Origin of the sequence: Streptomyces sp. NBC_00038, assembly GCF_026343635.1 — a bacterium.
Classification (GTDB): Bacteria; Actinomycetota; Actinomycetes; order Streptomycetales; family Streptomycetaceae; genus Streptomyces.
This window is the reverse complement of record NZ_JAPELQ010000001.1, coordinates 4203606-4227265: the sequence shown is the minus strand read 5'-3', so window position 1 is coordinate 4227265 and position 23660 is coordinate 4203606. Positions and strand designations below refer to the sequence as shown.

General features: G+C 69.3%; 14 protein-coding genes and 1 other RNA gene. 8 read left to right on the top strand and 7 right to left on the bottom strand.

The features are described from left to right. Positions 1 to 43 precede the first annotated feature (43 nt). The 4 genes from smpB to OG219_RS19165 all read left to right on the top strand — a co-directional run bounded on the left by smpB (position 44) and on the right by OG219_RS19165 (position 6681). On the top strand, positions 44 to 580 hold the full coding sequence (smpB, locus tag OG219_RS19180) for an SsrA-binding protein SmpB (RefSeq protein ID WP_266464194.1): 537 nt from the start codon (positions 44 to 46) through the stop codon (positions 578 to 580). An 84-nt stretch (positions 581 to 664) separates the two neighbouring features. Next, positions 665 to 1052: a transfer-messenger RNA gene (gene ssrA / locus OG219_RS19175) on the top strand. Between the two features lie 416 nt (positions 1053 to 1468). Beyond that, on the top strand, positions 1469 to 6313 hold the full coding sequence (locus tag OG219_RS19170) for a ricin-type beta-trefoil lectin domain protein (protein ID WP_266828139.1): 4845 nt from the start codon (positions 1469 to 1471) through the stop codon (positions 6311 to 6313). Then, entirely contained in the window at positions 6310 to 6681 is a 372-nt protein-coding gene (locus OG219_RS19165) for a hypothetical protein (protein WP_266828138.1), read from the top strand. Before OG219_RS19170 ends, OG219_RS19165 begins: the two co-directional genes overlap by 4 nt. Positions 6682 to 6737: 56 nt before the next feature. On the opposite strand, the gene OG219_RS19160 is transcribed toward OG219_RS19165, so the two are convergent. The 7 genes from OG219_RS19160 to OG219_RS19130 form a co-directional block, all read right to left on the bottom strand. Next, entirely contained in the window at positions 6738 to 9659 is a 2922-nt protein-coding gene (locus OG219_RS19160) for a glycoside hydrolase family 3 protein (RefSeq protein WP_266828137.1), read from the bottom strand. Between the two features lie 19 nt (positions 9660 to 9678). Next, positions 9679 to 10692: a LacI family DNA-binding transcriptional regulator gene (locus OG219_RS19155; RefSeq protein WP_266828136.1), complete on the bottom strand. Its 1014-nt coding sequence runs from the start codon at positions 10690 to 10692 to the stop codon at positions 9679 to 9681. Next, positions 10692 to 12941: an alpha-xylosidase gene (gene yicI / locus OG219_RS19150; RefSeq protein WP_266828135.1), complete on the bottom strand. Its 2250-nt coding sequence runs from the start codon at positions 12939 to 12941 to the stop codon at positions 10692 to 10694. Before yicI ends, OG219_RS19155 begins: the two co-directional genes overlap by 1 nt. Before the next feature lie 11 nt (positions 12942 to 12952). Continuing rightward, positions 12953 to 13774, bottom strand: a complete 822-nt coding sequence (locus tag OG219_RS19145; RefSeq protein ID WP_266836145.1) for a carbohydrate ABC transporter permease — start codon at positions 13772 to 13774, stop codon at positions 12953 to 12955. A 20-nt stretch (positions 13775 to 13794) separates the two neighbouring features. Beyond that, positions 13795 to 14760 (bottom strand): carbohydrate ABC transporter permease, encoded by a 966-nt coding sequence (locus OG219_RS19140; RefSeq protein ID WP_266828134.1) that lies wholly within the window; start codon positions 14758 to 14760, stop codon positions 13795 to 13797. Beyond that, entirely contained in the window at positions 14757 to 16052 is a 1296-nt protein-coding gene (locus OG219_RS19135) for an ABC transporter substrate-binding protein (RefSeq protein WP_266828133.1), read from the bottom strand. The genes OG219_RS19140 and OG219_RS19135 overlap by 4 nt, the downstream gene beginning before the upstream one ends. 395 nt (positions 16053 to 16447) lie before the next feature. After that, a complete protein-coding gene (locus OG219_RS19130) occupies positions 16448 to 17737 on the bottom strand; it encodes an MFS transporter (RefSeq protein ID WP_266828132.1) in 1290 nt (429 codons plus the stop codon). A gap of 83 nt (positions 17738 to 17820) precedes the next feature. On the opposite strand from OG219_RS19130, the gene OG219_RS19125 reads away from it, so the two are divergent. From OG219_RS19125 to OG219_RS19110, 4 genes are all read left to right on the top strand, one after another. Beyond that, positions 17821 to 18801, top strand: coding sequence for a LysR family transcriptional regulator (locus tag OG219_RS19125; RefSeq protein ID WP_266828131.1), 981 nt, complete (start codon positions 17821 to 17823; stop codon positions 18799 to 18801). A 460-nt stretch (positions 18802 to 19261) separates the two neighbouring features. Next, on the top strand, positions 19262 to 20077 hold the full coding sequence (locus OG219_RS19120; RefSeq protein WP_266828130.1) for a hypothetical protein: 816 nt from the start codon (positions 19262 to 19264) through the stop codon (positions 20075 to 20077). Then, positions 20077 to 22329 (top strand): glycosyltransferase, encoded by a 2253-nt coding sequence (locus tag OG219_RS19115; RefSeq protein ID WP_266828128.1) that lies wholly within the window; start codon positions 20077 to 20079, stop codon positions 22327 to 22329. Before OG219_RS19120 ends, OG219_RS19115 begins: the two co-directional genes overlap by 1 nt. Then, positions 22326 to 23630 (top strand): acyltransferase, encoded by a 1305-nt coding sequence (locus OG219_RS19110; protein WP_266828126.1) that lies wholly within the window; start codon positions 22326 to 22328, stop codon positions 23628 to 23630. Before OG219_RS19115 ends, OG219_RS19110 begins: the two co-directional genes overlap by 4 nt. Positions 23631 to 23660: the final 30 nt, after the last annotated feature.

The following is a 23660-nucleotide window of genomic DNA, read 5'->3' as shown; positions in this document are numbered from 1 at the left end:
ACCCCCCTGTAGTGCGAAAATGGCCAGCACTATGAGCAAGGGAATGTACGTACCGAAGGAGTCCCAGCCGAAGCAGGGCGGTCAGGCGGGCTCCGGCAAGGCCAAGGACGGCAAGCGCAAGATCGTCGCGCAGAACAAGAAGGCACGGCACGACTACGCGATCATCGACACCTACGAGGCCGGGCTCGTCCTGACCGGCACCGAGGTGAAGTCGCTGAGGCAGGGCCGCGCCTCGCTGGCCGACGGCTTCGTCCAGATCGACGGCAATGAGGCCTGGCTGCACAACGCCCACATCCCCGAGTACAGCCAGGGCAGCTGGACCAACCACTCCGCGCGCCGCAAGCGCAAGCTGCTCCTGCACCGCGAGGAGATCGACAAGCTGGCGTCGAAGTCCGAGGAGACGGGTCACACGATCGTGCCCCTCGTCCTGTACTTCAAGGACGGCCGGGCGAAGGCCGAGATCGCGCTCGCCAGGGGCAAGAAGGAGTACGACAAGCGGCAGACCCTGCGCGAGAAGCAGGACCGGCGGGAGTCGGACCGCGCGATCGCGGCGGCCAAGCGGAAGCAGCGGGGCGAGTAGGAAATAGGTTGGCGTCGTCGTGCGTTGTTCACGTACGATGGGTCGTGCACCTCACAGCAGGTGCGCGTTTTGAAAAATGAACATGGGGATGATCGGTTTCGACAGCGGCTGTCGAAGCAGGGGAAGCGAGCCGAGGAAGCGGCAATGATCTCGTTAACCATATGTCGCAACCAATAATCGCCAATTCCAAGAGCGATTCCCAGTCCTTCGCCCTCGCTGCCTAATAACAGCGACTGAAGGACCCTAAAAGGGTGTCAGCCCGGGGGTGTTCCCGACCCGGATCCTGGCATAATCTAGGGAACTAAACCGCCGAGCCCGGTCACGGGGTTCGGTGGGAAATCAAACAGTGACTGGGCCTGTCGGAGACTTGTTCGCGAGAACTCCGGGGCCGAGAAAAGCGTAGCGAACTGCGCTCGGAGAAGCCCTGATTCTGCACCGTTGGACGCGGGTTCGATTCCCGCCATCTCCACTCATCCCATGTTTTGCATTCATGGAAAAGCCCCGTCGCTTTCGAGCGGCGGGGCTTTTCCATGTTTGCCGCAGGGGCCCCACCCTTCACAGACGGCGCACATGTTGGTTACTGTTCGGTCGCACCGTCGGCTTCCGGCCGCGGGCGTGCGGGCCTCGTCCCGCGTGCTCGCGTCGCGCCCATGGTGGCCGCCGCGCTCGGCGGAGCTGACCACTCCGCTGCCCGCGCACGTCAATCAGCGACCGGGGGAACACCGTCGCTACGGGGAGGGGTACATCGTCATGCCGCGATGTCTGACGCATCCGAGGACGCATCCGAGCCGTGCAGGCTCCTGACCGCGAGTCCTGACCGCCTCGCTCCGTCTCCACCTCCTCGTACGGGCCCCCGCCTGCCCTTCTCACGACAAACGGGATCTTCTCTTGCGTTCCAGACCAGGGTTCTTCACAGCCCCGACGCGGAAATCCGGATACTTCGCGCGAATAGTTCCGTCGGTTCTCGCGCTCGCCGTGCTGGCCACGGTCGCCGGCCGGCCGGACCTGCCCGACGAACGGGCCACCGACTTCAGCCCCGTGGCCGACAGTTACGACGGCTTCGACGCCAAAGCCGCCGAGCAACTCCGCCAGGACCAGTGCCTGATGGAGGAGGCGCTGCGCATGGGCGGCGCGTCCATGTTCACCACCGCACAGGACGGACTCAACCAGACCCCGGACAAGCTGCGCACCACGGCCGACCGCGAGTACTGGAACACCACTCCGCTCTCCACGGCGTTCGTCCAGGACAAGGCCGTCGCCGACAAGGAGGGGGACGCGCTCAACGCCTACGTCGACGTATGGAAGAAGCCACTTGAGGGCCTGAGCACCCCCGCCGGGTTCACCGTGACCGGATTCCACTGGCCTCCGGGGACCACCGGCACGGGCCCGGGCTTCTTCAGCCAGACCGGCCTGAGCCAGTGGACCGCGGCCCAGTTCTGGAAGTCCGAGGGCGACTTCTACGAGGACCCGACCCCGCTCGCCGACGAGGCGACGGTCAAGGCGGTCAAGGACCTCGGCACCCCGCTCTACGGCAAGACCCCGGACCCGTCGCTTCCCACTCAGCAGTGGCAGCAGGCCTACGCCGAACACCAGGCGTGGGACGGCCTGGTGAACTGGTCCATGGAGCCGGCCGGCGCGGACAACGCCCGGCAGTTCCTCTCCTCCGGCGGCTTCCCGCGCACCGCGCCCGAGCCGGGCAGCGTCGAGTACCGCCTCGCCGTCGAGGACCTGAAGACCCGGTTCGCCTCCTGCGCCTGGCGCACCCCGGTCGATCCGAGCAAGGTCCTCGGCAAGGAGGTCGCGTCCGCGTCCGCAGAGTGGCAGCAGGAGATCGCCGCCCAGGCCACCCAGCGCAACCAGATCCTCAACTCCAACCGCGACGCGACCAAGGCCCTCGCCGCCGGCTCCAAGTCGCTGGGCGAGATGCTCGGCCAGTCGTGGATCGCCGACCGGCTGGCCCGCTGGCAGGACTACTGGTCCGCCGGAGGCCCCGGCTGGATCGGCGACAGCCCGATGGTCGTGCACGCGCACGGCGCCGCCGACAAGTGCCTCGAGGTGGGGGCGAGCAAGAAGGACAACGGCACGCCGGTGCAGATCTACACCTGCAACGGCAGCGCCGGGCAGAAGTGGGAGATCCGCGACGACGCGTTCGTCAACGTCAACTCCGGCAAGTGCCTGGAAGTGAAGGGCGCCGGCGCCGCGAACGGTACGACGCTGCAGATCTGGACCTGCAACAACAGCGCCGCGCAGAAGTGGGAGTACAACACCCACGCGACCACGCGCATGTTCAACCCGGGCACCGGCAACTGCCTCGACCTCGCGACCTACGACAACGGCCGTGACGCGCGGATGTGGGACTGCAAGGGCACCGACCCGCAGAAGTTGGACATGACGCCCTCCGGTCACAACGGCACCGAGAAGCTGGACTACCCGACCAAGGCCCAGTTCGACAAGGCGAAGGCGGGCGTCACGGCCGCCCAGGCCGCCGCGAAGAAGCAGCTCGACCTGCTCAAGGCCCAGACCACCGCGGCGAAGAAGGCCGCCACCGACACGGACACCGCGACGCAGGCCGCCTACGCGGTCGCCGACCGGACGGGTGCCCCCAGGGGCCGTGGTCTGCTGGCCGGACAGCAGAAGGCCCAGGTCACCAAGGCCTCGGCCGCCGCCCTCGACGCCTTGTCCAAGGCCGGTGACACCGCCTACGCGGCCACCCGCGCCGCCGCAGGTGACAGCGCGACCATCGCCGCCCGTGCGGTGACGCAGGCCGCGCAGTCGAAGGCCGCGTTCCGTACGGCCGCCGCCAACGAGGCCAGGGCCCAGGCGAAGGCCGCCGCCGACGCGGCCGCCGTACAGGCGCAGAACGCGAAGACCGCCAGGGATCTCGCCAAGGCGAAGCTCGCCGAGACGCAGAAGGCCGAGGCCGACGCGAAGTCGGCGGCAGCCACCGCGCACGCCAAGCGGCTCTCGGCGGAGGCGGAGGAGGCCACGGCGAAGGCGGAGAAGGCGACCGCCGCGCAGAAGCAGGCCGAGGCCGCCCAGCACAAGAACAACGCCCAGGGCTACGCGAAGACCGCCACCGAGGCCAAGGGCAGGGCGGAGAACTCCGAAGGCACCGCCCGCGACCGGCGCAAGGACGCCGAAGCCGCCCGGGACCGGGCCAAGGGCAAGCGGGACGACGCCTGGGACGCCGAGAGCAAGGCGAACGCGGCACGTGCCAAGGCCGATGCCAAGGACGCCTACGCCGATGCCCACGACGCGGAGGACGACGCCACCGCGTCGCGGGCAGCGGCGAACGAGGCCGACCAGGCCGCCGACGACGCCGAGTCGGCCGCGAGTTCGGCCCGTTCCGAGGCGAACGCGGCCACCGAGGCGGCGGCCGACGCCGACGCCGCCGCTACACGCGCGGAGGCCGCGGCCAAGCGGGCCCGTTCCGACGCCGACGACGCCCAGGCCGCCAAGCTGAAGGCGGACGCCGCGGTGCGGACGGCGACCAGTGCCGCCGCGGATGCCATCAAGGCCTCCCAGGACGCGGCCGGTTCGGCCCGTACGGCGGTCAAGCTGGCCGACGACGCCGACAAGGCGGCGGCCGACGCGAAGAAGCAGGCCGGTGCGGCACAGGCCGAGGCGGTCAAGGCTGTCGCGGGTGCGGCCGACGCCGTCGGTCACGCGTACGTCACCGCGCAGGCGGCCGAGGACGCGGGCGCCTCGGCGCAGCAGGTCGCAGCTCCCGCGAACGACGCGATCCAGCTCGGCTCGCCCTATGTCACCACCGACTCCGCCGCGGGGCTCGTGGTGCTGACCGGGCAGTCCACGAAGACGATCGCCGAACAGCAGCAGGCCGTCGCCGAGGCGCACGCCGCCAACGCGCAGAAGGCCGCCGAGCAGGCGCAGAGCGTCGCGAACGCAGCGACCGGGGACGCGAAGGCGGCGTACACGCTGGCCGCCGAGGCCGCCGGATTCGCCGCGAACGCCCGCAGGTCGGCGAAGGAGGCCCTCGGTTACGCCGCCGAGGCGGCCAAGTACGCGGCGGAGGCGCAGAAGTCACTGGCCCGCACCATCGAGTACGGCCAGCAGGCCACCGAGGACGCCGACGCGGCCGACAAGGCCGCCGGACGCGCCGAGGGCTACGCGAAGGACGCCCGCGACTCCGCCGACCAGGCCGCCTTGGACGCGGCAGCGGCTCGCACCGCGGCTTCCGAGGCCGAGCAGGCGGCGAAGGACGCCCGAGCGGCGGCCGACCGGGCGGATGACGAGGCCACCGCGGCCGAGGCGGCGGCGAAGGAGGCCCTGAAGGCCGCCGAGGACGCGCAGAAGGCCGCGACCCTGGCGGAGACGGGTGGCGCCAACGACCAGATCAAGAACGGAGCCGGGACCGGCGTCGGAAACACCTTCTACACGGTCGACAAGACCAAGGAGACCGGTCGGGAGACCAAGGGCTGTGACTCGATCATCATGCCCAACGGCTGCACGCTGACCATCACCGTGCACTTCGACGCCACGGTCTCCTTCTACCTGTGCACCGCGGACCTGGACCCGTCGAAGTTCGGGTGCCCGGCGTCGGACACCGAGTTCCTCACGACGAAGACGTTCCCCGGCCTGTCGGCGGAGATCGTCCGCAACCTGTCGAACCTCGAGGTGAACCAGGGCATCGCCGAGTCGCTGCGCAAGGAGGGCCTCGGCCTTCTCTTCGGCGACTTCACGGGCTGCTACCACAAGCTGACCGGCAGCGGCGGCAGCTGGGGCGACTGTGCCTGGGCCGCGTCCAACTTCATCCCCGGCAAGCTGATCGAGAAGGCCATCGAGCCCCTGGTGCGACTGCGCGTTGCGCTCAAGTCCGGGGACGACCTCGCGGACGCCTGGAAGGCCGTCAAGGAGTCCGGCCTCGAAGAGGACGTCATCGCCGGCGTCGGGAAGAAGGCCGCCGAGAAGCTCAAGACGAGCTGCCCGACCAACAGCTTCCCCGCCGGAACCCAGGTCCTGATGGCCGACGGGACGCGCAAGGCGATCGACACGATCGCCGAGGGCGACCGGCTGCTGGCGACCGACCCGGAGACCGGGGCCACCCGCCCGGCGCCGGTCACCGCGACCTTCTCGCACCGCGCGGGCGAGCTCGTCGAGCTGACCGTCGAGGACGGAGGGCGTCTCCTCACCACCCCCGGCCACCGGGTGTACGTGGCGGGGAGTGGCTGGACGACCGTGTCGGAGCTGAGCCCGGGCGACCGGCTCCGCACCCGGGACGGCGCGTCGGACACCGTGACCGGTCTGCGGACCGTGGTGGCGCCGCAGACGGTGTGGGACCTCACGGTCGACGACCTGCACACCTTCTACGTGCTCGCTGGTGCCACGCCGGTGCTCGTCCACAACTGCGACGGTGAGCTCCCCGACGCGCTGTACGACGAGATCGAGAAGAAGCACGGCCTCGACATCGCCGACGGAGTGGACTACAACGCCCGCCGGATGCACGACGGCACCGCGAACTCCCTCGACCACGCGCTCCCGGGCATCGGACACAACCTGAAGGCGCTCGGCGACTACCTCGCGGGCTGGAAGGGCAAGTTCACGTACTTTGACACCAAGAAGAATTCGGAGGTCGTCTACGACACCGCCAAGAACGTGCTGGTGGTGAAGACGCCGTACAACATCCACGCTTTCCAGTACACGGCCGAGCAGTTCGAGAAGGGCGTGCACAGCGGTCGGTACGTGCTGAAGAGCCCGGGAGGGAGCACACCGTGAGGGCCAGGCCGTTCGTACGGCGGGAAGGAACGGGCTACTCCGTCCGGTTCGTCGGAGCGCAGCGCGACCTCCTCGGCGAGGTACTGCCGTGGCTCACCCACCGGCGGGAGGGCGAACCCGCCCTCACCCTCCGGGCGGGGTGCGGCAAGGAGCGCCTCGAACAGCTCGGCGCCACGCTGAAGGGTGCGGAGAGCGTGGTCCTCTCGGTCGAGGACCTGCACGTCCTGCATTCGGTGCTGCTGTCCGCGTACAGCATGTTCGCCTCGGACGAGGCCTTCCACGTCCAGCTCGGCTTCTACCGCGAGAACGTCCTGGCTCTGGCACAGGGTCTCGCGCTGGCCGTCGAGGACGCCGCGTCGCAGGACTGACCGGCAGGCTCTGCCGGGGCCCCTCTCCTGAAGACCGGGAGAGGGGCCCTTCTCCGTCAGCTCAGTGAGAAGCCCGACAGGCGCAGGCCGGTGCTCAGGACCAGGTACACGTCCGTGCGGCCCGTCGCGTTCGTCGTCGCCGTCGACACCGTTTCGTAGGTGTACGGCGATCCCGTCCCGTCCGTGTGCGCCGTGCCGGCGAGCGGGCCGGTCGGGGAGCCCAGGCGGATCTCCACCGTGCCGGGACCGCCGGCGACCCGTGCTGTGAACTTCGATGCGCCTGAGCCGAGTTGGACATCGGCGAACCTCAGCCAGGCTCCGTTCGCCGTCGCCTGCACCGCCGTCCCCCGTGCCTTCGACTCGTCCACCAGTCTCGTGGCGTCGTAGTCGTCGAAGTTCTCCGCGCGGGTGAGGCGGGACAGGTCACGTGCCGGGATCGTCTCGCCCTTCACCTGCCAGGCGGTACGGGCGCGGATGTCGGTGGACGAGGACCCCGCCATGACGTCGTACGTCCCGGTCTCCACGACCCAACGCGAGCGTGTGACGTCCCAGTGCGCGAGGTCCGCCGCCCGCACCTTCAGCCGGACCGTCCTCGTCTCGCCCGGCTTCAGCGACACCCGCTGGAAGGCCTTCAGCTGCTTCAGCGGCTGTTCGTCGCGGGAGGCGCGCTGGTGGGTGTAGAGCTGGACGACCTCGGCGCCCGCCCGGGCGCCGGTGTTCGTGACCGTCACCTCGTAGCCGCCGGGGACCCGCTTCAGGCCGGCGTAGCGGAAGGAGGTGTACGAGAGTCCGTGGCCGAAGGGGTACAGCGGCCGACCCTCGAAGTACTGGTACGTGCGCCCGGACTTGATGATGTCGTAGTCGAGGATCGACGGGAGGTCGGAGGCCGAGCGGTACCAGGTCTGGGTGAGGCGGCCCGCCGGGTTCGCGTCGCCGTAGAGGAGGTCGGCGAGGGCGTTGCCGGTCTCCTGGCCCGCGTGGGTGGTCCAGAGGAGGGCGGGGACCTCCTGCTGGAGGGCGCCGAGGGTGGTCGGGTAGCTGTTCTCGACGATCACGACGGTCTTCGGGTTTGCCGTGTGGACGGCTCTGACCAGGGCTTCCTGTGCGGGCGCCAGGCCCATGTCCGTACGGTCGTGGGCCTCGCGGCCGTTGATCGCAGGCATCGAGCCGACCACGACGACCGCCGTGTCCTTGCTCTTCACCGCGGCCACGGCCTCCTCGACCCCGCTGCGGACGACGTCCTTCGTGTAGTGGGCGGCCTGCTCCTCGGCGACCAGGCCGAGGGTGCCGTCCTCGCCGGTGGGGCCGAGGTAGACGGGGTTCGACCACCACGGCTCGCCGGTCTCGTATCCGGCGTATCGGAGGAGGTACGTGCCGTCGTCCTGGAGCTCCAGCTGGAACTGCTGCTGCACGTACCAACCACCCGGTTGCACCTGATCGTTGACGAAGTTCGACCAGTTGTAACCGACGTACCTGCCGTTGGCGGCCGAGCGCAGGGTCACGATGCCGGAGCCCCAGTCGAACACGTCGAACTGGGCGGCCGTACCCGTCTCCGCGCTCTCCTTGAGGGGCGCTCCCGAGTCGCCGGTGCCCGCCGTGACGTACTCGCCCGTCGTCGAGTTCTTCAGCGCGATCCGGTCCACGCCCTCGCTGCTCGCGACGGAGGTGCCGAGCTTCGCCGCGATGCCGTCCTTGGGGGTGACGGAGTAGGGCAGGGTGCCCGAGTACCAGTCGGTGTAGAGGGTGTCGGCGAGGGGGCCGACGACGGCGACGTTCTTCTGCGTGGAGGCATTCAGGGGGAGTGTCTTGTCGTTCTTCAGCAGGACCGCCGCCTCGGTCGCGGCCTCGCGGGCCAGCTTCCGGTGGGCGGGGCTGTTGATGACGGACCTGTCGATGGCGCCGAACTTGCCGCCGCCCGGGTCGAATTCACCGAGACGGACCCGGATGGCGAGGATGTGCGACACCGCCTCGTCGATGTCGGACTCCTCCAACAGGCCTTGCTGCAGAGCCGAGTTGATCGCCGCGATCGTCGGGGCCGGGGACGCGCTGTTGTCCGTGAAGCTGTCGATGCCCGCTTCCAGGGCGGCCGCGTCTCCCTCGGCGAGGGTGGGGTAGTACTGCTGGTCTCCGACGAGATTGCCCGGGGCGAAGGCGTCGGTGACGTTCAGCAGGTCCTGGTCCGTCCAGCCGCGCACGGTGTCGTCCAGGTCCGGATTCACCGTCGCGGGGCGGCCGTTGACCAGGTTGTAGGAGGACATGACGCCGGTCGCCGCGTCCGCTTCGACGGCCGGCCTGAACGCCGCCTCGTCGTACTCGTGGAGGACGCGGGGGCGCAGGTCGGAGGAGGTGGTGGTGCGGTTCACCTCGTTGTTGTTGGCGAGGTAGTGCTTCAGGGTGGGGGCCGTCTTGAGGTGGTCGGGGTCGCCGCCGGTCAGGCCGGTGCCGTACGCCGTCGAGATCGCACCCGTGAGGTACGGGTCCTCGGAGTAGCCCTCCTCGTTGCGTCCCCAGCGCGGGTCGCGCAGCAGATTCACCACGGGCGCCCACAGGTTGAGGCCCCAGCCGTCCGGGCGCTCCTGCTGGAAGCCGCGCGCCTCGTCACCGACCGCCGAACCGACCTGCTCCATCAGCTCCGGGTCCCAGGTCGAGGCCAGCCCGACCGCCTGCGGGAAGACGGTGGTCTCGCCGAGCCAGGCCACCCCGTGCAGGGCCTCGGTGCCGGTGCGGAAGGACTGGATGCCGAGGCGGGGGATCGCGGGCTCGTGCTGGTGGAGGAGGGAGACCTTCTCGTCGAGCGTCAGTCGCCCGAGCAGGTCGTCGACCCGTCTGTCCACGGGGAGGTTCGGGTCTCGGAAGGCGTACGCGGGGGTGTCCGCGCCCGCGGGGGCGGTGGCGCCGAGGCCGGCGATCAGCGCGAGGGTCAGTACGAGCGTGGTTCGCTGTCTTCTCTTGCCTTGTCTTCTCTTGCCTTTCCTCATGACACGGCTCCTCAAGTCCTCAAGGGGTCAGCGTGCGCGGCGCTGTACTGGCCCGCTCCGTCAGCCGGGGTGCGAGCAGGGTCGCCTCCGGTACGGGCGTGCCGGCCAGCTTCTTCATCAGCAACTCGACTGCCTGTGCGCCGACTTCGGCGGACGGTATGGCGATGGAGGTGACGGGGACGCGGACGTTCTCGGCGAGCTCGTCCGGGCAGATGGCGGTGACGGACAGGTCGCCGGGGACTCGCAGCCCGAGTTGTTCGAAGGCGTCGATCAGCGGTTCCAGGACCGGTTCGTTGTGCACGACGACGCCCGTCAACGCCGGGTACTCGCGCAGCAGTTGCTCGGCGACCCGGCGTGCCGCGGCCGGTGTCGCCTCGCAGGGGTGGACGGAGGACGCGAGCCCGCTCCGGTCGGCCGCGGCCGTGAACCCCCGCACCACGCGCTGCGCGAACCCGGTCTCCCGCACATACACCTCGGGCGGCGACCCGACCAGCGCGACCACGCGGTGCCCGAGGCGCGCCAGATGCTCCACGCACAGCTCGCCCGCCGCCTTGAAATCCAGGTCGATACAGGTGAGCCCCTCGGCGAAGGAGGGGAACCCGATGAGCACCGACGGCCGGTCGAGCGCCCGCAGCAACGGCAGCCGGGGATCGTGGAGTTGGACGTCCATCACGATCAGCGCGTCCACCAGCGCCGTGTCCGCGACCCTCCGCAGCCCGTCCTCGCCCTCCTCCTGGGTGAGCAGCAGCACGTCGTGGTCGTGCCGTCGCGCCGCAGTCACCACGGACACCGCGAACTGCATGACGACCGGCACATGGACCCCGCCCCGCAGCGGCACCACCAGCGCCACCACGTTCGACCGGCTGCTGGCGAGCGCCCGCGCACCCGCGTGCGGCCGGTAGCCCAGCTTGCGGATGCTCTCCTCGACGCGCTGCCGGGTCTCCTCGGAGATCGGACGCTTGCCGCTGAGGGCGTACGACACGGTGCTCGGGGACACCCCGGCGTGCCGCGCCACATCGGTGATCTTCACCATCAGGCCGGCTCCACTGTCAGGAACCCGGTTCCCGCCCGGGCCCGCACCTCGTGCCCGGCCGCCGCAAGGCCCCACGGCGCCGCCGGATCGCTGGAGGAAGCCCGCAGGGTGTCCCCCTCCCGTACGACCGTGAAGGCCACGCCGCCCACGGACACCGTCACCTGCGCGCCACGCTCCAGGCCGTACGCGCGCAGCGTGACCCCGTCGGCGTAGTCGTAGTCCGGCCGGTCGTCCACGGACCCCACCGGGATCACCGCCCCGGGCCGGACGAGGAGCGGCACACTCAGGAATCCGTGCCGCTCCCGCACCCAGCGCGGCCCGGTCACCGTCCGCCCGCTGAGGAAATGGGTCCAGGTGCCCTCGGGCACGTAGTACGACACGTCTCCCTCGTCGGAGAACACCGGCGCGACCAGCAGGTCGGGACCGAGCATGTACTGCCGCTCCAGATGCGCGCACCCGGGATCGTCCGGGAACTCCAGGACCATCGCCCGCATCACCGGCACGCCCTCGGCGTGGGCGGCGCGCGCCGCCTCGTACAGATAGGGCATGAGGCCGAGCTTCAGCCGCGTGAACACCCGCAGTACGTCCACGGCCTCCTCGTCGAACAGCCAGGGCACGCGGTACGAGGACGAGCCGTGCAGCCTGCTGTGCGAGGACAGCAGCCCGAAGGCGATCCACCGCTTGAACAGCGCGGGCGTCGGCGTCCCCTCGAACCCGCCGATGTCATGGCTCCAGAAACCGAACCCCGACATCCCGAGGCTCAGTCCGCCGCGCAGCGACTCGGCCATCGACTCGTACGTCGCCTCGCAGTCGCCGCCCCAGTGCACGGGGAACTTCTGGCTCCCGGCGGTGGCGGAGCGGGCGAAGACGACGGCCTCCGCCTCGCCCCGGTGTTTGCGGAGCACATCGAACACGGTCTGGTTGTAGAGGTAGGTGTAGTAGTTGTGCATCCGCTCGGGGTCGGCGCCGTCCGCGTACGCGACGTCCACCGGGACCCGCTCCCCGAAATCGGTCTTGAAGCAGTCGACGCCCTGGGAGAGCAGTGCTTCCAGTTTGGCCGCGTACCACTCGCGCGCGGCCGGGCTGGTGAAGTCGACGAGTGCCATGCCCGGTTGCCACAGGTCCCACTGCCAGACGCTCCCGTCCGGCCGCTTGAGCAGATGCCCGAGCGCCCGCCCCTCCGCGAACAGCGGCGAACGCTGCGCGATGTACGGATTGATCCATACGCAGATCCGCAGGCCCTTCTCCTTCAGCCGCGCGAGCATCCCCTCCGGGTCCGGAAAGACACGTGGATCCCATTCGAAATCGCACCAGTTGAACTCGCGCATCCAGAAACAGTCGAAGTGGAAGACGGAGAGCGGGAGTTCGCGCTCCCGCATGCCGTCGATGAAGGAGGTGACGGTGGCCTCGTCGTAGGAGGTGGTGAAGGAGGTCGACAGCCACAGGCCGAAGGACCAGGGGGGCGGCAGGGCCGGGCGGCCGGTCAGGGCCGTGTACTTGCGGAGGATGTCCTTCGGGGTCGGGCCGTGGATGACGTAGTACGTCAACTGCTGTGTCTCGGCGCTGAACTGCACCCGGGACACCGCCTCCGAGCCGACCTCGAAGGAGACCCGGCCGGGGTGGTCGACGAACACGCCGTACCCCGCGTCCGTCAGATAGAACGGCACGTTCTTGTAGGCCTGTTCGGTCGCCGTGCCGCCGTCCGCGTTCCACATGTCCACGACCTGGCCGTTCTTGACCAGCGGCCCGAAGCGCTCACCGAGGCCGTAGACCTGGGTGCCGACGCCGAGGTTCAGCTGCTCGCGCAGATAGTGCGCCCCGGTCGCGTCCCGCATGATGCCCATGCCCTTGGGGCCGCTGGTGGTGAGCGTGCGGCCGTGGGCGAGGAAGTCGACGTGCCAGGGGGTGGTGCGGGCGACCTTGACGGAGAGGGTGCCGGAGGTGAGTACGGCGTGGTCCTCGTCGTACGACGCCTGTGGTGAGAACTCCCCGCGGGTGAGCTCGAATCGGGGCTCCCGCGGCTCCTCGCCCTCGAAGTGGGTGAACGTGACGCCGATGACGTCGGGCATCGGCGCGTGTGCGGTGATCGTCACGACCGGTCCCTTCAGCAGGTCGCCGCGGTGGCGGATGGGCTGGGTCGGCGCATGGATCTCCAGGCTCCCCGGCCCGGACGTCACATCGAGGACCTGGACCGGGTGGGCCGCGGTGACACCCTCGCGCAGCAGCCAGTAGCCGTCGGTGAACTTCACGCCCGCACCCCTTACTTGAGCGCACCCACGGCGATACCGCGGGTGAGCGTCCGCTGGAAGACGAGGAAGAAGACGATGGCGGGGAGCACGCCGAGCAGCGCTGCCGCGTTCGTCATCGTGGCGTCCATCAGGCGCTGGCCCTGGAGGACACCGAGGGCCACCGACACCGTCTGGTTGTCGTTGGAGATCAACATGACCAGCGGCAGCAGGAATTCGTTCCACGTCCAGATGAAGAAGAAGACGAGGAGCACCCCGATGGTCGGCCGGCTGACGGGTACGACGATCCGCCACAGCACCTGCCACTTGTTCGCCCCGTCGATCCGGGCGGCCTCGATGATCTCGCGCGGGAACCGGCCGAGGACCGAGGCGAGGAGGTACGTCCCGAAGGCCGCCTGGATGACCGTGAAGACGATGATCACGCTCAGTCTCGTGTCGTACAGGCCTGCTTCCTTGCTCAGGTAGTAGACCGGGTAGACCAGCGCCTCCTGCGGCAGCATGTTCGCGAGGACGAAGAAGGCGAGCACCCAGGTGCGGCCTCTGACGCGCCCGATGCCTATCGCGTACGCGTTGAGGACGGAGAGGATCACGGCGAGGACCGCCACCGACCCGGATATCAGGGCCGAGTTGACGAGTTTCTGGCCGAAGTCGACGCGCTGCCAGAAGTCCTTGATCCCGTCGAGGTAGAGGCCCTCGGGCAGGCTCAGCGGGCCGTTCGCCGAGTATTCGGCGGGCGATTTCACGGCGTTGACCGCGACGATCGCGAACGGCACGATCATGAAGAGGGCTGCGAGGACGAGGGCGGCGAGGACGGGGTAGCGGCGGACCGTTGTCATCGGCTGGGGCATCGGGCGAGTCATCGGGCGATCCCTTCCTCGACGTCCTCCGCGCGGGTCTGGAGCTTGAGGCCGATGAGCGCCAGGGCGAGGATGATCACGGTGAGGACCGTGGAGATCGCGGCGCCGTAGCCGACCTGCGTCTTCTCGAAGAAAGTGGTGAAGGAGAAGTAGGAGGGGACGTTCGTCGCGCCGCCTGGACCGCCCTTCGTGAGGACGTACACCGCGCCGAACACCTTGAGCGCGGCGATCGTGCACCACAGCAGGACGACGTAGATCTCGGGCCTGATCTGCGGCAGCGTGATGTGCCAGAAGCGGCGCCACCAGCCGGCGCCGTCCAGTTCGGCGGCCTCGTACAGCTGCGGGTCCACGCGTTGCAGCCCCGCCATGAAGATGACCAGCGGGAAGCCGATCTGCACCCACACCATCACCCCCATGACGCTGTAGAGGGCGATGTCGGGGTCGCCTAGCCAGTCCTGCTGCCATGATCCGAGGCCGACGGACTTCAGCAGCTCGTTGAGGGAGCCGTTGTCGGGGGCCAGGATCCAGCTCCACACGATGCCTGCGACGGCGATGGGCAGGACCTGGGGGAGGTAGAAGCAGGCGCGGAGTACCGAGGCCGTCGCCGACCCGAAGTGTTTTCCGACGAAGTCGAACAGGGCTGCGGCGAGGACGAGTCCGACGGCGGTTGGTACGGCCGCCATGGCGACGACCATGAAGAGGCTGTGCCGGAAGGACGCCCAGAACTCCGAATCGTCCATCAGCTCGCGGTAGTTGGCGAGACCTGACCACTTCGGGCTCCCGACGCCCTGCCAGTCGGTGAAGCTCACGCCGGTGTTCATCAGGAACGGGACGATGATGACGGCGGTGAAGGCGAGGGCTCCCGGGAGCAGGAACAGGGCGTAGGAGTCGCGGGGGCGGCGCGGGATCTTCGCGTGGTGACGCCTTTCGACCAACCGGCCGCCCCGTTCGACGGTGACCGTCATTTCGTCGGTACGTCCTTGTCGTACGCCTCCTGCAGTGCGCTGAGGTAGGCGTCCGGATCCTCGCTGTCCGTGATCAGCTTCTGGGTCCCGGAGACGAGGACGTCGTAGAAGCCGGGGACCGGCCAGTCGGGGTAGAAGGCCAGACCGTCCCTGTCCGCAAGGGTGTTGAAGTTCGCGATGAGCGACTTGGCCTGCGGGTCGGTGATGGCGGCGGGGTCGGCGGCCACCGGGACACCGCCCTTGTTGCCCAGCAGGTTCTGGATCCTCTTCGACATGGTGATGTCGATGAAGTCGTACGCCAGGTCCTTGTTCTTGGCACCCTTGGGGACGACCCAGAGGTTGCCGCCGGAGCCGAGCGTCAGGTTCGAGTCGGGCCACAGGAAGGTGCCCCAGTCGAACTTCGCCTCCGACTTGAAGCGGCCGTACCACCAGCTGCCGGAGAACAGGATCGGGCTCTTGCCCTGGATGAACGAGATCCCGGCGTCCTCTGCCTTCAGGCCGCTGGACTTCTCGCTGATGTAGCCCTTCTTCACCCAGTCGGCGAAGGTCTCGGCGCCGTAGGTCCACGCCGCGTCGTGGAAGTCGGTCTTGCCCTTGTAGAGCTCGTAGCTGTCGACCCAGGAGCGGTCGGCCTTGGAGAGGGCGAGCTGGTAGAGGTACTGCTGGGCCGGGTACTCGGAGCCGGCGTTGGCGAGTGGGGTGATGCCCTTCGCCACGAACGTGTCCATGGCGGTGGTGAGTTCGTCGAGCGTCTTCGGCTCGGCGATCTTGTACTTTTCGAAGAGCTCCTTGTTGTAGAAGACCATCGTGTACTCGGCGTAGTTGGGCACGCCGTACCACTTGCCGGAGCCCATCACGCCGTTCGCGTCGTACTGGCTCGTGGTGCGCACGCCGGCGCTGAGTTTCTTGTCCCAGCCGCGTTCGGTGGCCTCGGTGGTGAGATCGGTGAGGAGGCCCTGCTTGGAGAGCAGGCCTGCGGTCGCGTTGCCCTTGTTGTACTCCATGAGGTCGGGGGCGTCGTCCGAGTTGAGGACCATCTGAGCGGTCTTCTGGATCTGTTCGAAGCCCTTCGACTCGAACTTCACCGTGACGCCCGGGTGCGTCTTCTCGAACTCCTTGATCGCCTCGTTCCAGGCGGCGCCCATCGCGCTGTTGGGGTCTTCGTAGTGCCACAGTTTGAGGGTCTTGGCGTCCGATCCACCGCTGTCCGAGCCGCCGCAGGAGGCCAGCAGCAAGGCCCCGCTCATTACCGCTGCGGCTGTCGCCACCACACGCCTTTGTGCCGTCAACATCCTGTGCCTCCGGGGGAGTCGGATGGTTCGCATTGCCGGTGAGCCGTGCTTGCTGTGCTCGTTGTGGGGGCGTCACGCAGTGGTCGTCGAATCGTTTCGATGCGTGACGTCGAAGCGCTTCGACGGGGGAAGGTATGTGGGGGTTGGGGGTGCGTCAATGGGGGGCGCGGGAATTGGGGCGGGGGCGGGGCTGTGGTGGGTCGCCTTCCGCCGGGGGTGAGTCGGGGCCGTGCCGGAGCATCCGTCCTCGGTCTGGCGCGGAATCGGTTGCTTACCAACGTGCCGGTGTTGACGCGCCAGCCGCTGCGGGCGGACGTTCCGGCACGTCCCCTTCGGTGATCTCGCGGGTGCGGGTGCGTGCTGCCTCGGCCTGCCGTCCACCGGGGGGCGGCCCGTCAGGCGCCTCGGCGGCTTCGCCCCGAGAGCGACGCGATCAGCAGCGCCAGCGTTGCTGCCGTGACCGGGACTCCGTATCCCGCCGTCGTCGACATTCCCTCCACCACCAATCCGCCGGCCGCTGAGCCGCAGGCGATCCCGCCCAGCAGGCCTGTTACCGCGAGGGTCATGCCCTCGTTCAATCGGCCCTCGGGAGTGTGGTGTTGGACCAGGGCCATGCCGGTGACCATGGTTGGGGCGGTCGCCATTCCGGCGAGGAGGAGGGTGCCGGAGAGGGCGAGGAGGGAGTTGGTCAGGGCGGCGGCGAGCAGGGGGAGGGTCAGTAGCGCCGCCATGGCTGCGACGCAGAGTATGTAGCGCTGTTCGGTGGGGCCGGTCGGTTTGCGGGTTCCGTACAGCAGGCCCGCTGCGCACGAGCCCGCGGCCTGGAGGGCGAGGACCGCGCCCGCTGCCGACTTGTGGCCCTGTGCGTCGGCGTAGGCGATCGTGACCACCTCCATTGAGCCGAAGACCGCGCCCGTGGCGAGGAATCCGAGGAGGAGTGGGGGCATTCCGGGGGCGCGGAGGGGGGACTTGGCGTTCGTACGTGGCTGGGGTGGCGGTTCCGTTGAGCGCTGGGCGGCGAAGAGCAGTACGCCCGTCATCATCAGGACGCCTCCGACCAGCGTGCCCGCCTCCGGGAACAAGGTTCCGCACAGGAAGGCCGCGAGGACCGGGCCCAGCATGAAGCACAGCTCGTCCGCGGCCTGTTCGAAGGAGTTGGCGGTGTGCAGGGCCTTGTCGTCGCCCTGGTGGAGGTGGGCCCAGCGGGCGCGTGACATGCCGCCCGTGTTGGGGATCGTGGCCGTGGCGGCGTACGAGACGAACAGGGTCCAGTCGGGTGCTCCGTGGTGCACGCACAGCATCAGCGCGATGGTGCCGAGGAGGGCGAAGGCCGTCGCCGGCACTGCGACGCGTGCCTGGCCGTGGCGGTCGATGAGACGTGCGGTCCAGGGGGCGACCACCGCCGTCGCAGCCAGGCCCGTCGCCGTCACGGCACCGGCGAGCGCATATGAGCCTCGTGCTCCCGCGATCATGATGACCGCGCTCACGCTGAACATGCCCATGGGGAGACGGGCGAGGAGGTTTCCGAGGGTGAAGGCGCGAGTGCCGGGGGTGGTGAAGAGGCGGCGGTACGGGCCCGGTGGGCGCCGCTGCTTGAAGCGTGGCCGGAAGTCGACGGCTACGAGGGTGTCGCCCGTGACGGTGAGGAGTGGCAAGTGTGGCTGGTCGGAGGGGTGTTGCGGCATGGATCAACCGTCGCTCGGGGTGGTGACCGGGGTCCAACACCTACTCCGTGGCGATTCACGCACCTGGGTTGTAGGTTCGCGTGATGCCCGCTCCGCAGCCGACCCTTGATCCCCGCCTCCTGCGCGCCTTCGTGGCGGTTGCCGAGGATCTGCACTTCACCCGTGCGGCTTCCCGCCTCTATGTCGCCCAGCAGGCACTGAGCCGGGACATCCGGCGGCTGGAACGGGAGCTGGGCGCCGAACTCTTCGTACGCACGACCCGGCAGGTGACACTCACGGCGGACGGCGAGCGGCTGCTGCCGTACGCGCGGCGCGTGCTGGAGGCGCAGGACGAGCTGCTGGCCGCCTTCACGCGGGGGCAGCGCGAACGGCCTCTCCTCGTCGACATCAACACCCCGGGACTGCTCTCCGGCCGGGTCCTCGACCGGGCCCGCGAGCTCGCCCCCGGCAGCGAGCTGATGGCCCGCTTCGAGAGCGGGCTCACCGGCGCTGCGGGGGAGATGCTCGCGGGTCGCCTCGACGCGTCGTTCGGGCGGTTCGCGGGGCTCGACCCGGTGCTGCGGGCCCGGCTGGAGCAGCAGCCCGTTCGGTACGAGCCGATGGCCGTCATCCTGCCCGAGGACCATCACCTCGCCGCCCTGGACGCGGTGCCGCTGGCCGCGCTCGCGGGCGAGACCGTGTACGCGGGTGCGGGAAATCCGCGCACGCTGGAGTGGACCGACCTTGCCCGCCGCCTGTTCGAGGGACGCGGCATCGAGCTCGCCTCACCGGCGCCGGTGGCCATCGGAGCGGAGGAGTTCCGGCGGATCATGGCCAAGACACGGACCCCCGTTCTCGCCGTGGTGGATTTTCCGGCCATGCCTGAAACGGTCCTGAGACCTCTCGTCGACCCCGTCCCCCTGTCACCGGTGTCTCTGGTGTGGCGGAAGGGGCTGGTGCATCCGGGGATTGCTGCCCTCCGCCGGGCAGCCGTCGAACTCGCGGGCGAAGAAGCATGGCCCCGGCGGCCCGAGGACGGGTGGATTCCGGCCGCAGATGCACTCATCATGATGAGCCACAGGTGAGACAAAGCGATGTGTGTCTCTGGCGTGCGCTACATTCTGGGTCCGGGCGCAGTGTGGTAGTGGGGGGCGCTGGAGTGGGTGGGGGCCCATTCCGTGACGACAAATGAGCAAGGCCCGGCGTCGTGCGCACACCCGGTGACTGTCCCGTGGGGGGATGCGCGTGCACGTAGAAAATTGGCGGAAAGACGCCCAACTGGTCGGACGCGATGTCGATCAGCCGAGTGGGCGCGGAGTCGATCCGTCGTATCCAGAGCCGCAGCATCAGCCGCAGCAGCCGCATTCGCATGCGCAGCCGCGTGGAACCGAGCGGTTCCCTCGGCAGGAGCCCGACGGGTCGGTGGTCTGGCCGGAAGCCGCCGGTAGAACGTCGTCCTGGCCGCTGACCCAGCGACAAGGGTCGAGCGCGGAGCGTGCGCCGGAAGCAGGACCGGACCCGGACTCGGAGTCTGAGTCTTCTTCGGTGGAGCCGGAATTCCGGTCGGGTGGTGCCGAACGCGATCCCGGCGGCCCGGAGCACCCGGGGCACACCTGGGAGCAGGACGACCCCGGGCACACCCACGACCCCCACGAGGTGACGATCCAGCTCGACGGGGTCGGACGTCAGCTCGAGGACTGGCTGGTCCAGCAGGCCAAGGACGCCCCGGCCGCACAGGACGGCTCGGACGGTCCGGTCTTCGTCGACGAGTCGGGTCGCCGCAGCCGCAGATACCGCCGCCTGGGCATGCTCGTGGGCCTGGCCTGCGCGGTCTACGCCGTCGTCATCCTCGTCACCCTCCTGTCGGGCAACTCCAACGCGCCCTGGATCCCGATGCCGGGCCAGCAGGAGGACCAGCCCGCCGGCCAGGTCGACACGTCACCGCTGCCGGCCGAGACGGCAGGCCCGACCGGCACGGGCAGCGCCTCGCCGGGCGCGTCCGCGACGGCCAGTGACGGTACGACGCCGGCACCGGGCGCCAGCCCGACACCCGCCGCCTCCGGCACCGCCGCGAACCCGGGCACGTCCACCGACCCGGACCCGTCGACGCCCGCCACGACCTCGCCGGACCCGGGCACCAGCACCACGCCGGACCCGGATCCGGAGCCCACCGACACGGCGACCAACTCCCCGGACCCCACTCCGACCGACACCGCCACGACGCCCGCCCCGTCGGACAGCGCGGTCACCGGCGGCGACTCCGGGGCAGTCGCCGACGGCGCCGTCGAGCAGAACCCCGTAGCGACCTTTGAGCCCGAGTCCAGCACCACCAGCTCCTCGTCCCCGGAGAACATCCTCTGATGGCATCCCGCACCAGCCGTCACGCCTCCGCGCCCCGCGCGAGGCGACCCGAACGAAGCGCGGGGCGCCGACGGCTGCCCATGCGCTACCTGCTGCCCTCGCTCATCCTCATCGCCCTGATGGCGATGCTGATGCTGCGCGGCTACGTACACAGCGAGATCCTCGCCGACCACCGCGTCCGCCCAGCGGTGTCCTACGACCAGGTGCCCGAGAAGATCCTCAAGGGCGGCCCGGTCATCGACACCCGCAGCGGCCGCACGACCACCTTGAGAGTCCCGGACCACCGTCTCGTCCTCACCTTCGACGACGGCCCGGACCCGACGTGGACCCCGAAAGTCCTCGACGTCCTGAAGAAGTACGACGCGCACGCCGTCTTCTTCGTCACCGGCACCATGGCCTCGCGCTACCCGGACCTGGTGCAGCGCATGGTGGACGAGGGTCACGAGGTCGGCCTGCACACCTTCAACCACCCCGACCTCTCCTACCAGTCCAAGAAGCGCATCGACTGGGAGCTGTCCCAGAACCAGCTGGCGCTGGCGGGCGCGGCGGGCATCCGTACGTCCCTCTTCCGCCCCCCGTACTCGTCCTTCTCCGACGCCATGGACAACAAGTCCTGGCCCGTGACGCAGTACATAGGCACCCGCGGCTACATCACCGTCGTCAACAACACGGACAGCGAGGACTGGAAGAAGCCCGGCGTCCGCAAGATCATCGCCAATGCCACGCCCAGGCGCGGCAAGGGCGCGATCGTCCTGATGCACGACTCCGGCGGCGACCGCCACCAGACCGTCCAGGCGCTGGACAGGCTCCTTCCCCAACTCCAGGACCGCGGCTACAAGTTCCAGAACCTCACCGAAGCGCTCGACGCCCCCAGCGCGAGCACCCCGGTCACCGGCCTCGACCTGTGGAAGGGCAAGGCCTGGGTCAACCTGGTCCAGGCCTCCGAGAAGACCACCGACGCCCTCGTCGTCGGCATCGCCGTCATCGGCGTGCTGGTCTTCACCCGCTTCGGCCTGATGCTCCTGCTCTCCGTGCTGCACGCCCGCCGGGTGCGGCGCGCCGGATTCCGCTGGGGCCCGGTGCCGATCACCGAACCGGTGTCGGTGCTGGTCCCGGCGTACAACGAGGCCAAGTGCATTGAAAACACGGTTCATTCACTGATGGCGAGCGAGCATCCCATCGAGATCATCGTCATCGACGACGGCTCGAGCGACGGCACGGCCCGCATCGTCGAGGACCTGCGCCTGCCGAACGTGCGCGTCGTACGGCAGCTCAACGCCGGCAAGCCCGCCGCCCTCAACCGCGGTATCGCGAACGCCCGTCACGACCTCATCGTGATGATGGACGGCGACACCGTCTTCGAACCCGCGACGGTACGCGAACTGGTCCAGCCCTTCGCCGACCCGTCCGTCGGCGCCGTCGCCGGCAACGCGAAGGTCGGCAACCGCGACTCCCTCATCGGCGCCTGGCAGCACATCGAGTACGTGATGGGCTTCAACCTGGACCGCCGTATGTACGACATGCTCCGCTGCATGCCGACGATCCCCGGCGCCGTCGGAGCCTTCCGCCGCTCCGCCCTGGAACGCGTCGGCGGCATGAGCGACGACACGCTCGCCGAGGACACCGACATCACCATCGCGATGCACCGCGACGGCTGGCGGGTCGTGTACGCGGAGAACGCCCGAGCGTGGACCGAGGCACCGGAGACCGTCCAGCAGCTCTGGTCCCAGCGCTACCGCTGGTCGTACGGCACGATGCAGGCGATCTGGAAGCACCGCAGGGCCGTCATCGAACGGGGCCCGTCGGGCCGCTTCGGCCGCGTGGGCATGCCCCTGGTGTCCCTCTTCATGATCCTGGCCCCGCTTCTCGCCCCGCTGATCGACGTGTTCCTCCTCTACGGACTCGTCTTCGGCCCGACGCAGAAGACGATCGTGGCCTGGCTGGGCGTACTGGCCATCCAGGCGGTCTGCGCGGCGTACGCCTTCCGCCTCGACCGGGAACGCATGACGCACCTGATATCCCTCCCGCTCCAGCAGATCCTCTACCGGCAGTTGATGTACGTGGTCCTGCTCCAGTCCTGGATCACCGCCCTCACCGGCGGCCGGCTGCGCTGGCAGAAGCTGCGCCGTACGGGTGTCGTGGGGGCACCGGGGGCGATCCCGCGCCAGCCGGACCGGGATTCGCGTGACCGGAACCCGAACGACCAGAGCTCGAAGGATCGGAACTCGAACAATCGGAGGCCGGTCGGATGACGACGCACGACTACGCGGCGGGTGCCACGCCGCCGTTGGGGGCACCCAAGGCTGTCCTGCCTGAACGGGGTGCGGCACCGGGGGCTCCGAACGCCCCGGGGGCTCCGGATGTGGCCCCGGCTGCGGCTGCGGCCCCGTCCGCGGGTCCGAAGAGGCCGGGCCGCGACCGCTACTTGGACATGCTGCGCTCGATCGCCCTGGTCCGCGTGGTCGCGTACCACCTCTTCGGCTGGGCGTGGCTGACGGTCCTCTTCCCCTCCATGGGCGTGATGTTCGCGCTGGCGGGTTCGCTGATGGCGCGCTCACTGAGCCGTCCGGCGTGGGGTGTGATCCGTGGCCGTGTCCGCCGACTGCTGCCGCCGCTCTGGGTGTTCAGCGCGGTGGTGCTGGTCCTGTTGTTCGCGGGCGGCTGGAATCTGTCCGAGGACCCGGACCACGGCGGCACCTGGGGCCTGGTCGAGATGATCAACTACGTCATCCCGATCGGCGCTCCGCCGTTCCCCTGGAACATCGGCTCCAAGTCGGGCCTCCTGGAGGACACTTGGGCGGTCCAGGCGGCGGGCCCCCTGTGGTACCTGCGCGCTTACCTGTGGTTCGTGATCGCCTCCCCGCTGCTGCTGTGGGCGTTCCGTCGCGCACCCTGGCCCACGCTGCTCGCCCCCCTCGCCCTGACGGCGGTGGTCGGCACCGGCGTGGTGTCGATCCCCGGCGAAACGGGCAACGCCGTCTCGGACTTCGCGGTCTTCGGCGGCTGCTGGGTCCTGGGCTTCGCCCACCAGGAAGGCGTACTGGCGAAGGTTCCCCGCTACCTCGCGGTCTCCTGCTCGGTCCTGCTCATGGCCTTCGGCCTGTGGTGGGCGTCCGGCCATCTGGGCCCGGACGGCTGGGACTTGAACGACATCCCGCTGGCCCAGGCGACCTGGTCCTTCGGCTTCGTCGTCATCCTCCTCCAGTACGCCCCGTCCTGGCAGGAGCTCCCGGGCCGCCTCGCCAAGTGGGACAAGCTCGTCACCCTCTCCAACAACCGAGCCGTCACGATCTACCTCTGGCACAACATGCTGATCATGGCCACGGTCCCCATCATCGACCTCGCGTACAACCTGCCGTTCATGCAGGGCGAAGGGGCGACGGGGCTGCTGGACTCGACGTACATGCTGTGGATGTTCGTACTGGTCTGGCCCCTGATAGCCCTCGCGATCGTCTCCGTGGGCTGGGTCGAGGACCTGGCGGCACAGCGGAGCCCGAGGCTGTGGCCGGACGGGGCGAAGCGGGGGGCTTCGCGGGGGCGGCGGAAGGGTTGATGCGGGGGCGTATGCCGACGGGTGCGTACC

What these genes read in the sequence shown, in the direction of transcription:
- smpB (WP_266464194.1), top strand. Translation starts at nt 44, where the DNA reads ATGTACGTACCGAAGGAGTCCCAGCCGAAGCAGGGCGGTCAGGCGGGC.
- OG219_RS19160 (WP_266828137.1), bottom strand. Translation starts at nt 9,659, where the DNA reads ATGAGGAAAGGCAAGAGAAGACAAGGCAAGAGAAGACAGCGAACCACG.
- OG219_RS19155 (WP_266828136.1), bottom strand. Translation starts at nt 10,692, where the DNA reads ATGGTGAAGATCACCGATGTGGCGCGGCACGCCGGGGTGTCCCCGAGC.
- OG219_RS19145 (WP_266836145.1), bottom strand. Translation starts at nt 13,774, where the DNA reads ATGACAACGGTCCGCCGCTACCCCGTCCTCGCCGCCCTCGTCCTCGCA.
- OG219_RS19140 (WP_266828134.1), bottom strand. Translation starts at nt 14,760, where the DNA reads ATGACGGTCACCGTCGAACGGGGCGGCCGGTTGGTCGAAAGGCGTCAC.
- OG219_RS19135 (WP_266828133.1), bottom strand. Translation starts at nt 16,052, where the DNA reads ATGTTGACGGCACAAAGGCGTGTGGTGGCGACAGCCGCAGCGGTAATG.
- OG219_RS19130 (WP_266828132.1), bottom strand. Translation starts at nt 17,737, where the DNA reads ATGCCGCAACACCCCTCCGACCAGCCACACTTGCCACTCCTCACCGTC.
- OG219_RS19125 (WP_266828131.1), top strand. Translation starts at nt 17,821, where the DNA reads ATGCCCGCTCCGCAGCCGACCCTTGATCCCCGCCTCCTGCGCGCCTTC.
- OG219_RS19115 (WP_266828128.1), top strand. Translation starts at nt 20,077, where the DNA reads ATGGCATCCCGCACCAGCCGTCACGCCTCCGCGCCCCGCGCGAGGCGA.
- OG219_RS19110 (WP_266828126.1), top strand. Translation starts at nt 22,326, where the DNA reads ATGACGACGCACGACTACGCGGCGGGTGCCACGCCGCCGTTGGGGGCA.